Annotated in this window: 12 protein-coding genes, 2 tRNA genes and 1 rRNA gene; 8 read left to right on the top strand and 7 right to left on the bottom strand. The window is 69.3% G+C overall.

All coding sequences use genetic code 11. The features are described from left to right. Positions 1-213: 213 nt before the first annotated feature. Positions 214-330 (top strand): 5S ribosomal RNA (rrf, locus tag ACYVF6_RS33790). 63 nt (positions 331-393) lie between these two features. On the opposite strand, the gene ACYVF6_RS33785 is transcribed toward rrf, so the two are convergent. The 5 genes from ACYVF6_RS33785 to ACYVF6_RS33765 all read right to left on the bottom strand — a co-directional run bounded on the left by ACYVF6_RS33785 (position 394) and on the right by ACYVF6_RS33765 (position 7,399). Further along, the gene (locus ACYVF6_RS33785) at positions 394-1,662 is read right to left on the bottom strand and encodes an RNA polymerase sigma factor (RefSeq protein ID WP_460527201.1); all 1,269 of its coding nucleotides are present in this window, start codon (positions 1,660-1,662) and stop codon (positions 394-396) included. Beyond that, positions 1,659-2,018: a YciI family protein gene (locus ACYVF6_RS33780; RefSeq protein ID WP_460527199.1), complete on the bottom strand. Its 360-nt coding sequence runs from the start codon at positions 2,016-2,018 to the stop codon at positions 1,659-1,661. The genes ACYVF6_RS33785 and ACYVF6_RS33780 overlap by 4 nt, the downstream gene beginning before the upstream one ends. Before the next feature lie 138 nt (positions 2,019-2,156). Further along, positions 2,157-2,690, bottom strand: a complete 534-nt coding sequence (locus tag ACYVF6_RS33775) for a DinB family protein (protein WP_460527196.1) — start codon at positions 2,688-2,690, stop codon at positions 2,157-2,159. Further along, positions 2,683-3,627 (bottom strand): phosphotransferase family protein, encoded by a 945-nt coding sequence (locus tag ACYVF6_RS33770; protein ID WP_460527194.1) that lies wholly within the window; start codon positions 3,625-3,627, stop codon positions 2,683-2,685. The genes ACYVF6_RS33775 and ACYVF6_RS33770 overlap by 8 nt, the downstream gene beginning before the upstream one ends. Positions 3,628-3,766: 139 nt before the next feature. Then, complete coding sequence (locus tag ACYVF6_RS33765; RefSeq protein WP_460527192.1) at positions 3,767-7,399, bottom strand: AfsR/SARP family transcriptional regulator; 3,633 nt, start codon at positions 7,397-7,399, stop codon at positions 3,767-3,769. Between the two features lie 176 nt (positions 7,400-7,575). Here ACYVF6_RS33765 and ACYVF6_RS33760 point away from each other — a divergent pair, with 176 nt between their 5' ends. The 4 genes from ACYVF6_RS33760 to ACYVF6_RS33745 all read left to right on the top strand — a co-directional run bounded on the left by ACYVF6_RS33760 (position 7,576) and on the right by ACYVF6_RS33745 (position 10,140). Then, positions 7,576-9,558, top strand: coding sequence for a beta-N-acetylhexosaminidase family protein (locus ACYVF6_RS33760; RefSeq protein WP_460527190.1), 1,983 nt, complete (start codon positions 7,576-7,578; stop codon positions 9,556-9,558). A 142-nt stretch (positions 9,559-9,700) separates the two neighbouring features. Continuing rightward, positions 9,701-9,774: transfer RNA gene (locus tag ACYVF6_RS33755), tRNA-Asp, on the top strand. A 30-nt stretch (positions 9,775-9,804) separates the two neighbouring features. Next, positions 9,805-9,878: transfer RNA gene (locus ACYVF6_RS33750), tRNA-Phe, on the top strand. Between the two features lie 121 nt (positions 9,879-9,999). Further along, entirely contained in the window at positions 10,000-10,140 is a 141-nt protein-coding gene (locus ACYVF6_RS33745; RefSeq protein ID WP_460527188.1) for a hypothetical protein, read from the top strand. Positions 10,141-10,217: 77 nt separating this feature from the next. Here ACYVF6_RS33745 and ACYVF6_RS33740 read toward each other — a convergent pair whose 3' ends face one another. Continuing rightward, the gene (locus tag ACYVF6_RS33740) at positions 10,218-10,472 is read right to left on the bottom strand and encodes a hypothetical protein (RefSeq protein ID WP_460527185.1); all 255 of its coding nucleotides are present in this window, start codon (positions 10,470-10,472) and stop codon (positions 10,218-10,220) included. Between the two features lie 219 nt (positions 10,473-10,691). On the opposite strand from ACYVF6_RS33740, the gene ACYVF6_RS33735 reads away from it, so the two are divergent. Further along, entirely contained in the window at positions 10,692-10,973 is a 282-nt protein-coding gene (locus ACYVF6_RS33735) for a hypothetical protein (protein ID WP_460527183.1), read from the top strand. A gap of 30 nt (positions 10,974-11,003) precedes the next feature. On the opposite strand, the gene ACYVF6_RS33730 is transcribed toward ACYVF6_RS33735, so the two are convergent. Further along, complete coding sequence (locus ACYVF6_RS33730) at positions 11,004-11,243, bottom strand: hypothetical protein (protein ID WP_460527181.1); 240 nt, start codon at positions 11,241-11,243, stop codon at positions 11,004-11,006. A gap of 19 nt (positions 11,244-11,262) precedes the next feature. On the opposite strand from ACYVF6_RS33730, the gene ACYVF6_RS33725 reads away from it, so the two are divergent. Continuing rightward, positions 11,263-11,670, top strand: a complete 408-nt coding sequence (locus tag ACYVF6_RS33725; RefSeq protein ID WP_460527179.1) for a hypothetical protein — start codon at positions 11,263-11,265, stop codon at positions 11,668-11,670. Positions 11,671-12,304: 634 nt separating this feature from the next. Beyond that, on the top strand, positions 12,305-13,075 hold the full coding sequence (locus tag ACYVF6_RS33720) for a DNA methyltransferase family protein (RefSeq protein WP_460527177.1): 771 nt from the start codon (positions 12,305-12,307) through the stop codon (positions 13,073-13,075). Positions 13,076-13,323 lie beyond the last annotated feature (248 nt).

Here is a 13,323-nt window from a genome sequence, read left to right as displayed (position 1 = left end):
TTGATAGGCCGGAAGTGGAAGCACGGACCATAAGACGTGTGGAGCTGACCGGTACTAATAGGCCGAGGGCTTGTCACCACACATATTCTTACTTTCCTCCACGCTTTGCGTGTGGGGCCAAGAATTTTTGTTCGCGTTCACTGTGCGGTTCCCGGGATACGGCCGGGAACACACCCACACCTGCGTGTGTGTTGGTTGATATCTCTATAGGGTTACGGCGGTCATAGCGAAGGGGAAACACCCGGTCCCATTCCGAACCCGGAAGTTAAGCTCTTCAGCGCCGATGGTACTGCAGGCGGAGGCCTGTGGGAGAGTAGGACACCGCCGGACAACATTTCAGAAAGGGCCACCCGTTTGGGTGGCCCTTTCTGTATTTCCAGGGCTCACCGCGGCTCAGGTGGCGCGGCCGCGTTCGCCGAGTTCGGCGGCGCGAAGCATGAGGTAGCGCTGCTCGGGAACGCTGGCCGTCATCCGGGCCGCCCGATGGTAGGACTCGCGGGCAGCATCGGGCTGGCCGGCCCGTTCGAGCAGATGGGCTCGTACCGCCTCGAGCCGGTGAGTGTGCGCCAGCTGGTCGTCGGCGTCAAGCGTGCCCAGCAGCGCGAGCCCGGCCGTCGGGCCGTGCACGTTGGCCACGGCGACGGCCCGGTTCAACGTGACCATCGGGCCGGGCGCAACCCGCTCCAGTACGTCGTACAGCGCGAGGATCTGCGCCCAGTCCGTCTCAGCGGCTCGGTCCGCCTCGTCGTGCACGGCGGCGATCGCCGCTTGCACCTGGTACGGCCCGATCGGCCCGGTGCCGAGGGTCCGGGCGACCAGCGCCAGGCCCTCGGCGATCTGATTCCGGTCCCAGCGCGAGCGATCCTGGTCGGCGAGCGGGACGATCCACCCGTCGGCGTCCGTCCGCGCCGTACGACGGGCATCGGTCAGCAGCATCAGCGCGAGCAGACCGGCCACCTCGACGTCAGCGGGCAGCAGGCGTCGTACGAGCCTGGTCAGCCGGATCGCCTCGGCCGTCAGGTCGGGCCGGTGCAGGGATGGGCCGGAGCTCGAGGTGTACCCCTCGTTGAACATCAGGTAGAGCGCATGCAGCACGACGTCCAGTCGTTCGGCGCGCTCGGGCTCGGGTGGCAACTCGAACGTGGCACCCGCCTGCCGTACGGACAGCTTGGCCCGGCTGATCCGCTTGGCCATCGTGCCCTCCGACACGAGGTACGCCGCAGCGATCTCCGTGGTCGTCAGGCCACCGACCGCCCGCAGCGTCAGGGCCAGCTGCGACGGTGGCGAGAGCGCCGGATGGCAGCACAGGAACAGCAGGGCGAGCGTGTCGTCCGTCTCGGAGCCCGGCTGGCCACGGTCACCGGGGAGCTCGAAGGTGAACGCCCGCTCCTCCCGCCGCCGCCGGGCCGACTCCCTCCGCCACGCGTCCACCAGCTCCCGTCCGGCGACGGTGAGCAACCAGGCCCGCGGCTGGTCCGGCAGACCTTCCGCCGGCCACTGCAGGTGCGCGGCCAGCAACGCCTCCTGCACGGCGTCCTCACAGGCGTCGAACTGCCCGTACCGGCGAAACAGCGTCCCGAGCACCTGCGGCGCCAGTTCGCGCAGCAGGTGCTCGAATCCGCCCGAGCCGGCCTCGCCGCTCACCTCGCTGCTTCCCGTCACATCTCGGCGGCTTCGTCCATCACTCGGCGTACCTCCATCGGGTACTCCGTCAGCGTGACCACCTGCGAGGCGATCTCGACCGCGCGTTCCTCGGTTGCCTCCACGATCCAGTAGCCGGCCAGCGACTCCTTCGTCTCCGCGAACGGACCGTCGGTCGGTACGGGAGCACCGTTGCGGAACTGCACGGTCGTGGCCTGGCTCGGATCGATCAGCTTCCTGCCTTCGAGGACCTCGCCCGCCTCCCGCAGTGCGGTGTCGAGCTTCATCATCGAGTCCTGAAAGTCCCGGATCCACTCGGCGGACCGGCCCTCCATCGACATCCCCGTTCCGGCGAACATCATGATCATGTATTTCATGCGCACACACCTTCCAGTTTCCGCGCACCCCGACGCGTACGAGGTGCCCTCGCACCATGGTCGAAGCCCGGCCGGCGTTCTGGACACGAATCGCCGCGGAAGTTCGGCGCGGGAACCGAACGGACTGCCGCCGCGGGCCTAGATCGTGAAGTCGGCGGGTGCGCCTTCGCCGGTGCGGCCGTCGACCGCTTCGCGCAGGATGTCGGCGTGGCCGGCATGTCGTGCGTACTCCTCGATCATGTCCAGCAGCATCACGCGTACGGACGGTGTCCTGCCGTCCGGCCACATGAACGAGGCCGGCCCGTCGAGCCCGCGTTCCTCGATCACCTCGGCCACCAGCTGCCTGGAGCGCTCGACGGCCCTGCGCCAGAGCGCGTAGAGGTCTTCTGGAGCGTCTTCGGCGCCGGTGCGCCACTCCCAGTCCGGATCGGTGTCGAAGTCGACGCCATCCCACGGATCGCCGTAGCCCTGCCCGGCGAGCTTCACCGCCAGCCAGTCCGCCTCGACCAGGGCGATGTGCTTGACCAGCCCGCCGAGCGTCATCGTGCTGGCCGCCGTGGTCGCGCGCAGTCCCTTCTCGTCGAGCCCGAACGTCTTCCAGGCGAAGGTCCGCCGGTTGCGCTCGAGGACCGCGAGTACCTGGTCAGCCTCGCTTGCCGCAGTCTCAGTCATACGATTCCGTTATCCGATCCAGCAACCGGACGATCTTCGTCCGGAGTCCAGGGAGCCAGGGGAAGTCGGTCCTGACACACCATTCGGCGCCGAGTACGGCGTTGAAGACATCGTAGATCGAGAACAGCAGGTCCCAGTTGTCCGGCTCCGCACCACCGTTCGCGACGTAGGACTCGCGCACTCTCGGAAGGATCGCTGCCGAACGCGGGTCGTCCGCCGGCCCGCCGCGGACGAAGTGTGCGAAGTCGTACAGCGGGTCGCCGGCAACCGAACCGCCGAAGTCGACGATGTCGACGACCCGGTTGCGGCGGTCCACGAAGATCTCCATGTTGCCCAGGTCGCCGTGCACGAGCACGCCAGGCCTGCGATCCAGCATCGGTGCGTACTCGTCGAAGAGCCGCTCGACCCGGGTGACGAGCTCGCGATCGACGTGCCCGTTCGTCCGCAGGAAGTCCAGCGGCTCTCCCAGCGCATGACGTAGATAGCCGGACCAGCGCGCGAAGCTGCCCTCGCCTTCGGCGGTGAGCGGACCGAAGCCGGTCAGCTCGCAGGCGTGCAGCCGGGCGAAGATCCGCCCGAGGTCGTCCCGGGTGCGGGCGGAGGCCCGCTCGTTCGGGGTGGGCAGCGCCCACGGCCGCCCGCGGGCCTTGCGGATCAGCATCCACCGGCCGCCGGGAAGCTCAGGGCCCTCGCCCTCGGCCAGCACAGACGGGACCGGAACGCCGGCCGCGGCCGCCAGGCGCAGCGTGTTCGCCTCCGCGGCGACCGAGTGATCGCCGCTCGCCTTCAGTACGACCTCTTCGCCGGCGGCGAGCCGCGCCCCGACCACCAGCGACCGCGGCCGGAAGACGGTGTACGGCCAGACGTCGACAGGCTCGCCACACTCACCGGCGATGACGTCGCGCGCGTACTGCTGCGATGCGGTCAGCTCACCCATTGCCGCCGACGGTATCCGCCGGCCACCGTCCGTCGCACGCGGATTTCGGCCGCGCGCCGGGCTTCGCAGAAGAGCTGGGACGTCGCGTTCGCGTGGCGAGGTGGTCGCATCTCCTTACGTACCAGGGACAGCGTGGTTCTCAGCGCGGAGCCGGAACGGCCGACGGAGGCTGGTCACTCTCGTCGACGGGCGACGTCGAAGGCTGCCGCAGCTTCGTGCGTACGTCGTCGGCGTCGGGATGGTCGAGCTCGTCGAGAATGCTCAGGGCCTGCTGCCAGGTGGCCTGGGCGGCGGCGGTGTCGCCGGCGGCGTGCTGGCTGTCGCCGAGGTGGGTGAGCGTGGCCGCCCTGTAGTAGCGGTCGCCGGAGTCGCGGTACAGGGCCAGCGCCTGCTGGTAGCTGCTGATGGCGTGGGGGTACTGGCCGAGGTTGTGGTGGGCGTAGCCGATGCTGTCCCAGGTGTACGCCGCCCGGTCCTGGTCGCCGAGTTCTTGCTGCAGGGCCAGGGCCTCGGTGCAGTAGTCGAGCGCCTCCCGGTGCTGCCCGAGCTCGGCGTGGTACCAGCCGATCGCGTTGAGCGCCAGGGCCTGACCGGGCTGATGCGCTGCCTGCCGGTACAGCCTGAGCGCGTGCTGGTTGTGCTCGAGCGCGTCGGCGTACCGCTTCTGCCGTGCGTAGACCCGGCCGAGCGTACGGTGGGCGAGCGCCTGGCCGGCATGATCGCCGAGTCCGCCGAACAGAGCGAAGGCCTGCTGGAAACGGGTGTGAGCGGTCTCGACGCGGTCCAGCCGGATCTCGGCGACGCCGAGGCTCAGCAGGGCCTTGGCCTGGGCCTGCTCGTCGCCCAGGCGCTGCGCGGCACTCAGTCCGGTCTGGCCGGCCGCGGCCAGGTCGTGCCAGTGCCCGCGCCGGTACAGGAAGGTCTCCAGGGTCCAGGCCAGCTGCCACGCGTGGGTGTGGAACCCGGCGTCGGCGGCCGCGCTCAGGCAGTCCAGCAGCACGGAGTGTTCGGCGCTGAACCAGGCCGCCGCCTGCTCGTCGGTCTGGAGTTGTTCGGGTCCGGCGCCCTCCCGAGGCGGGGCGAGGACGATCGGGTCTCGGTGCGGATCGAGGAGCTGGTTGCCGCGATAGGCGGTGTGCACGTAGTGGTCCAGCAGCCGATACGTCGCTGCCGTACGGTCGTCCCGCGGGTCGGTGCGATCGGCGAGCTCGCCGGCGTAGGCGCGCAGCAGGTCGTGCATGCCGTACCGGCCCGGCGCCTGTTCGACGACCAGATGGGCGCGGGCCAGCTCGGCCAGCACGGGCCGAACCTCCTTGTGTGGAAGGCCGGACAGGCTGGCGACCGCGGGCATGGAGAGATCGGGTCCGAAGTACAGGCCCAACAGCCGGAACACCCGCTGCGCCTCGACACTGAGCTGGCGAACGGACCAGGAGAACACGCCGCGTACATCGGTGTCGGCGTCGGCGCCGGCGAACGCGTCCAGGCTGCTCCGGGCATCCTTGAGCTCGTCGGCCAACGAGCGCAACGAGAACCGTGGATGGGCCGCGGCCCGCGCGGCGACGACCGCCAGGGCGAGCGGAAGGCCCGCGCAGGCGGTGACGATGGCCCGCACCGCGTCCGGTTCGGCGGCTGCCCGTTCGGTGCCGATCCGCTGCTCCAGCAGCCGGCCCGCTTCGGCCGGGCCGAGCAGGTCGAGCGCCAGCGGCCGGGCACCCTCCTTGGTGACCAGGCCGCCGAGGTCGTTGCGGCTGGTCGCGATCACCAGGCAGCCTGGCGAGCCGGGCAACAACGGACGGATCTGCTCGCTGTCGCGGGCGTTGTCCAACAGCACCAGAAGGCGTTTCCCGGTGACGAGGCTGCGGTAGAGGGCGGCTTGGGCGTCGAGCTCGGCGGGGATCCCCCGCCCACCACTCCCACGAGGGACGCCGAGCGCGTCGAGGAACCCGCGTACGGCGTCGGCGGGATCCATCACCTGGCCGGTGGGTTCGAAGCCGCGCAGGTTGACGTAGAGCTGTCCGTCGGGGAAGCGGTGGGCAACTCGGTGGGCGAAGCGAACGGCCAGCGCGGTCTTGCCGATCCCGGCGGTGCCGGACAGTGCCAGCGTCGTGAACGTACCCGGCTGGTCGGCTGTCGAGCCGGTGAGCGTGTCGAGGTGGGCGAGCTCGGACTCGCGGCCGACGAAGGAGGCAGTGTCGGCGGGCAGTTGCGCCGGAACGGCGAGCGGGTGCCGCGACTTGTCCGGTCCGCCCCGTGCGGTCGTGAGACGTGGGGCCGCCGCCTGGGTTGGTGCGCCCTCGTCGCCCTCGTTGCCGGGTGCGGCCGTAGCCGGGACCGCCTGCCGGCGTTCGGTGCCGGCCTCGACCTCCAGCTCGGCCAGGGCCTGCCTGGCCGTCTCCGCTGCCGCTGGGTCCTCGAGTACGCGCAAGGCCCTCTGCAGGTGCATGGCCGCGTCGCGGGGTGCGCCGTAGTCGGCCTCGGCCATGGCGAGGTTGATCAACACGATGCCTTCGGCGTCGCGGTCGCCGATTGCGGCGGCGATGCCCAGGGCGGAGGTGAACTCGGCGCAGGCCTCCGGCACCCGGCCGTCGCGGGTGTAGGCGACGCCGAGGATGTTGCGCGTGACCAGCTCGCCGTAGCGGTCGCCGGCCGCCTGTGTGGCGGAGGCGACCCGGGGCAGCAGTTGAGGCCAGTTGTCGAGCCGGCCGCCGGCCTCGGTGTATTCGTGGGCGGCGCTGCAGAGCTGCCAGGCACCGGCGGCTCGACCTCCGGTGACCAGCGCGTCGATGGCGCCGGTGAGGCGGGTGCGTTCGGCGTCGAACCAGCTGAGGGCGGCGGAGAGTTCGGCGAAGACGGAGCTCGGCCGGCGGCCGGTGAGTACGTCGGCGGCGGCGAGCGCGGTACGGACGTAGTCCTCTGACGGCTCCTGGCGGGCCGGCAACGTGGGTGGTCTCGCTTCGAGGGCCGCCTCTGGGCGCCCGGGCTCGGGCCGTTCGGGCTGCTCAGGTCGCAGGGCCGGGCGGGTCTCCGGCCGGCCTTCGGTGAGCAGGTCCTGGTGCAGCCGCTGGAGTTCGGGGCCGGGTTCGATGCCGAGCTCCTCGACCAGCGCGGCCCTGGCCCGCCGGTACGCGGCCAGCGCGTCGGCCTTGCGTCCCGCGTCGCGCAGGGCGACGATCAGGCGGACCCAGGCGCTTTCGCGCAGGGGATCCTCGGTGGTCAGGCTGGCGCCGAGCGCGATCGCCTCGGGCAGCCGGTCTGCCGCCAGGAACGCGTCGACCAGCCGCTCGCGGACGGTCCAGTGCAGCTCCACGATCCAGGCGATCCGCGGTTGGTCCGTCGCCGTGACCAGGCCCTCGAAAGGCGTGCCGCGCCAGAGGGCGGCAGCCGCCTCGAGCCGTTCGACGGCTATCGCCGGCTCGCCGGCGGCGAGCGCCTCGGTGCCGTCGGCCAGCAGAGCCTCGAACCGGTCGGTGTCGACCTCTCCGGCCTCGACGCGGATCCGGTACGCACCCGACCGGCTCTCGATCCGCTGGCCGTCGCCGGGCAGCGACGGGAGGAGCTTGCGGAGCTGCCAGATGTAGGTGCCGACGTTGCGTTCGGCCGAGATAGGTGCCTGCTGATCCGCCCAGATCGCATCGACCAGCTGGTCGACACTCACCCAGACGTTGGCGTTGAGCAACAGGACCGCCAGCAGGGTCCGCGGCTTGCGTGCGCCGATGTAGTTGACGGCCTCGGTTCCGTCGACCTCGACCGGGCCCAGCACGCGAAACAGCATGTGAAGGGTGCACCTCCCGTTACCCGAGGCGGCCTGGTATGAGGAGCGCGGCCGGACACTAACGCCAGCCCAAACCCTATCCGGCCCGCAGCGATAGCCGGTGCCAGCGAGGTCGTTCTCCGAGCCGGGCCGGGGGCAGGCTTGTCAGCGGCCTGACCTCGTGGAGACTGGGGCGCATGCGTAGACGGCTCCGCGTAGTACTGGCCGGCCTGGTGACGTTCGGGCTGGCTGGGGCCCTCGGTCCGCTGGCGCCGTTCCTGCCTGCCGCGTCGGCGCGGCCGGCGCCGGATTTCGCGGAGACCGGCGCTGCGTTACCGGCCGTCACGCCGCGACCGCAGTCGCTGGAACGTAATGGCGTCGGCCTGCCCGTCCACGGGACCGTCCGGCTGCATCTGGCTCCGGGCGTGGACCAGCCGACACGCGACCTGGTGACGTCCATCCTGCGCTCGGCCGGCGCCGGCACGGTGACGGTGACAGGCCTGGCCGGCGTACGCAAGACCGGACTCTCGGTCGTCGTCGGGCCAGCCGGTGACGCCAGGGTCGCGGCGGCGCTGCGCTCGGCAGGCGGGCGGCTCTCTGCCGGACGTCCGGCAGAGGGCTACGCGCTGGCGGGCCGGGCGTACCCGAAAGGCGACGGCGGCCTGGTCGTGCTCGCCGGCGACGACGCCGACGGCACGTACTACGCCGCGCAGACGCTGCGGCAGCTCGCGCGGAGGCAGGTGATCGCCGCGGCGCGGGTCGTGGACTACCCGCTGATGCGGCTGCGGGGCGCGATCGAGGGCTTCTACGGCAGCCCGTGGACGCAACAGGAGCGGCTGGACCAGCTCGCGTTCTACGGCAGCCTGAAGCTGAACACCTACATCTACGCGCCGAAGGACGATCCGTACCACCGCGAGCGCTGGCGCACTCCGTACCCCGCCGGCGAGCTCGACGACCTGCGCGCGCTGGTGCGGCAGGCGACCGCGCATCACGTGCGGTTCACGTTCGCGCTGTCGCCGGGCGTCTCGATCTGCTACAGCGACCCGGCCGACGTACGGGCGCTGAGCGAGAAGCTGCGGGCGGTCTACGACCTCGGGGTGCGCAGCTTCTCGGTCCCGCTCGACGACATCACGTACACGCGGTGGAACTGCTCGGGCGACCGTGACGCGTACGGCTCGCCCTCGGCGTCCGGCGCCGCGCGGGCGCAGGTGGAGCTGCTCAACAAGGTGCAGCGGGACCATCTGGACCGGTGGGCGGGGGCGCGGCCGCTGCAGATGGTGCCGACGGAGTACGGCGACGTGGAGCCGACGTCGTACAAGCGGATCCTGCGCGACCGGCTGGACCGGCGCATCGAGGTGATGTGGACGGGGCCGTCGGTGGTCTCGCCCTCGATCACGGTGGCCGACGCGCGGCGGGCGGCGGACGTGTGGGGGCGCAAGGTCTTCGTGTGGGACAACTACCCGGTCAACGACTTCGACGCGGCGGTCGGGCGGCTGCTGCTGGGTCCGTACGCGCGGCGCTCGCCGGGGCTGCACACGCAGCTGTCGGGGCTCGTCCTGAACCCGATGAGCCAGGCGGCGGCGAGCAAGGTAGCGCTGTTCGGGGGCGCGGACTTCGCGTGGCACTCGACCGGGTACGTGGCGTCGGAGACCTCGCGAGCGGCGGCCACGTACCTCTCCGGCGGCGATCCGGGGACGACCGAGGCCCTGCTGGCGTTCTTCGACCTCTCCCACCGCGCCCCGACGGCGGGCTGGGGCTCGTGGCAGCCGCAGGCGCCGTCCCTCGCGCGGCGGCTGGAGGCGTTCCGTCAGGCCTGGTCCTCGGGTGACCGGGCCGCGCGGGCGGCAGCGGTGGCGTCGCTGCGGTCGTACGCCCAGGTCGTGGACGGCGCGGCCGCACGGATCCGCTCCGTACGCGACCGGGGATTCGTGTCGGACTGCGAACCATGGCTGTCGGCGCTGGAGCTGTGGGGCCAAGCCTTCACGGCGACGGTCGACGGGCTGGACGCCCGCGCGGCGGGAGACTCCGGCCTCGCCTCGAGGCGCTTCGCCTCCGCCGCGAAGCTCGCCGACCGCGCCTCAACCATCCAAACCCGCCGCGGCGAGATGCGCACCCATGGCCGCGTCCGCCTCGGCGACGGCGTCCTCGACGACTTCATCGACTCCGCCCGGTCGTTGTAGCTGCTGCTTTGCGTGCGGGCGCGCTGGAAGCTATAGTTTCGGCGGCCCAGAGGTCACCCTTGGACGGTAGCGTTCCGGAGGGGTATCCCGTTGGGTCAACTGGTTCGGTGTGCGGTAACATTTTCCGCGCGTCAAGTTGCATGGCCCAGTAGCGCAGTTGGTTAGCGTGCCGCCCTGTCACGGCGGAGGTCGCGGGTTCGAGTCCCGTCTGGGTCGCTGGAACGTCTGGGCAACCGGTCGTTACAGGGGCAGGTAGCTCAGTTGGTACGAGCGTCCGCCTGAAAAGCGGAAGGTCGGCGGTTCGAACCCGCCCCTGCCCACCGCATCATCTGTGACCTGCGAAAACTCCTCTAGGCGATCAAGCCCGAAGCGGTGTACACCGCTGGGACAGAGGAAGACTTTGCCGTCACCAGACACGCTCGCCAGCGCTTTCCCCAGGGCATGAGCGGTCATCGCACCCGTCACCCCAAGAACCTCGACGCCGGTTCGTTCCAGGCGGCGATCACGTCGTTCGCGCGCTCCATCTGCTGGACCGGTACTCCGACAGCTGCCGCATGGATCGCCGACGCGGTGTGGATGTGACTCTCGCCCGCCGGAGTTGGCGGGCGCGTAGGCCAGTTGCATTGTGGGGCGCAACATCGACTTTGGCCAGTGATACCTCATGAGGAGGACCTCCGAGGGCGGCCGCCGCCGACACCTCGACCTGGGCGGTTGGCCTTCCAGATCTCGATCGTCTCAGGTAGCCAGACCGGGCTGCGACCGAACTGGGCGTCGGGCGGTGGGAAGTCGCCGGGCCGGGAGTTCTGCTCGCGCCGACGCTTCTCGGCCATGTTGTGGTAGCTACGCACTGTCTTGTAGGACAGGCCCAGATGCTCAGCAACTGCCTCCATGTCGAGATACGCCGGCTGCTCCACAGCAGCGAGGATAGAAGCCTCACACGCCTGCGCGCGTGGCACACGCCGAATGCGAGCAGCTGAGACCTACTCCACCACATGAGCCCGAGTAGTTTGACAAAACTATACCGGCATAAAGCTTGCGATGTTGTTGACCTGACGTAACGTCGTAGGCGTAATGCAGGTGAAGTATCGGAGGGTGATGAGGTCGAGGTGGCTGATCGACCTGTCATATTGCACGTGACGCCGCCAGCGCTGACGGTGCTGGACCGCGCAGCGGCGGAAGCCGCACAGTTGGCGCTCGTGCATGGCGACGATTCCCGAGAGCATCGGGAGGCGCTGCGGTCTCTGATGCGCGTGTTGCTGAGCGTTCTGCATCTGGGTGGACGGCTCGGCTGGACCGACGAGCACTGCCTGACCGGGCTCACCGAAGACGGCCGCACGTATGAGGTCGTGTTCCACCGCCGCCGGACCGATCAGCCGGCAGCCGAAGCAGCCGGAGTGTGGTCGCTCCACATCTGACCGCTCATCCCCTTCTTCACGCAACTCCCCTCACGGCATGAAAGGAACATTCGTCATGCCTTGGACCAACCCCGATCCCGTCCAGCACTCGGCCATCATGATGATGCTCGAGTGCAGCGTCGGGCAGAGATATCTGGCTGAGGCCAGGGTGACGCCGACTATGCGGCGTGGCTGATTCTCGCCGACGTCTTCCTCATCCAGCGATTCGCCATCGGCTACCGCGACATCGCCGACCAGCGATGGCGCGCCGCGTACGAGTCCGGCACGCACCCACACCGCCCTGTCAGCGTTGCAAACCGACGGCCAGTACTCGGCCTTTGTCGCCAACGCCGCCGTCGCCACGCTGGCCGAAGTGACGCTGACGCTGACCGGCGACGCCCGCAAGACACTCCGCGACGTCACCACGTATCTGCGCCAGCTGGCCGGACGGCTCGGCGCACGCTCGCCGCAGGCTCACGCCGCCGAACGATCACTTCTCCAGTGCCTGCTCAGGCTCCTCGATCACGGTGGCTACGTCATCCGCGACGCGGACGACACAGGGCTGTCCCTCCTGGCGCACAACCCGTCCGAGGACACGCGGTCCAGCATCGCGTTCCGGTCGGCGCAGTCCGGCCGAAAGAACACCGCGTGGCGCCATGTCCTGACCGCTGGCACCTGGACCCACGAGACCCACACCGGCGAAGGAGATCCGCGATGACGACGACGATTCGTACGCTCTACATCTCAACGTCCGAACCGCCTGTCGTCCTGAGCAAGCTGCTCGATCCTGGCACGCTGCTCAACCTGATCGGCGGGGCACCCCAGAGCGTTCACGCCGTATCCGAGTGGCAGCTGTACCTCGACCGGGACGCTCAGCGCAAGGATGCGCCGGTAGACCCCGCTGGCCAATCGACTGGTGCGCCACGTGCATCCCACGTTCGCCGAGGTCGTCCGCGGCCAAGTGCTCCTCGCCGGCACCAATGACGCCGGAGACCCGATCGATCTGCCCTGGCAGGTCCTCGACCTCGCACGGCGCCTCACTTAGGGACGCGGGAGCCCCATGAGCACGAGCCGGAACGACGAGCAGACCTGACGCGCCCTCCTCACTGCCTTGGCCCCTCCGGGTGACGCCACGATCGCCGATCTTGTCGCCAACGGAGACATACGTGCCATCCCTGGGGCCATCGACCGGCACTCCAGCAACTGAACCGTAAGCAACACACCCGTCCCCGGCCGAGCGCGCGACGGGAGCTCAAGGAACCTTTCATGCACAGCCCTCATCAGCATGCCCGCAAGATCGCCGAAGCTGTCAACGGCGCCTGGCACGGTGCTCACGACACGGCAGCGTCGAAGTGCCGCTCTCCGTGGTCGCCGCGCTCTCGTTCATCTCACCGCCAGCGGGCGAACGCGGCGATCTCGAATCCGCGCTTCACGGCCTCGATATCGGCAACTTCGCCGAGCTGATGCGATTCCAGTGGCGCCACCTCGTCCACACGCGTCCCGATCTTGTCAACCCAGCCTGGCCACTGATCAACGTCTGGCCCGGCGACCACCCACTCGAGGATGGCACCGTAAAGGCGGCCAAGCTCACGTTTGACGCCGCCATCCGAGCAGGGCAGCTTGAGCTCACCGGTACGGCCATGCGAACCGAAACCGACCTCTTCGGTGCCCTGCTCTCCGAACTTCGCCCACCCTCGGCGAGGTCTGCGCGCGGCCAGATCTACACACCACCGGACATCTGCAACATCATCGTGCGCCTCACCGATATCCACGACCACAGTGTGATTCACGAACCCACTGCCGGCACTGGCGGCATGCTCCGCGCTGCCGCGCAGGCCATCCGCGCGCAAGGCGGTGACCCCACTACCGTCACCTGGTACGCCGTCGACATCGACGCTCTGGCGATCGCCTGTCTAGCCGTGAACACAGTTCTATGGGAGCTGGGTTTCAAGGTCGTACTCGGCGTCGCGGACGTCCTGACGGACGATTGGACTCCACGAGCACTTGCTCAACGTGAGGAATCCATCGACATCGCCAACTCTGCCCGGCAGGCGAGAGCCTTCCTCGACGCTTACCATGCGCTCGACATAGGTACCGATCAGGCAGATGACGGCTCCGACTGACGACGATCTCCTAATCCGGCGCCTTGCGCACGTGTCACGGCTGTCCGTTGTTCTGGCTGTATCCGCCGTTAACGTACACCGCCCGCAGGAAGGCATCGCTCAAGCTCTGACCCAACTTTGTCCCCATGGGAACCCGAAGACGTAGTGGACGTGATCGCCGTCCGGGCATGCGGTGTACAGGTACTCACTGCAGCGGTTGACGAACTGCTCCTTGTCGGCATCGCTGACTCCGGCATTTCTCATAAGCC

The sequence above is a fragment of the Flindersiella endophytica genome (genome assembly GCF_054779015.1).
The sequence above is the reverse complement of the archived record's forward strand: the minus strand, read 5'-3'. Positions and strand labels throughout refer to the sequence as shown.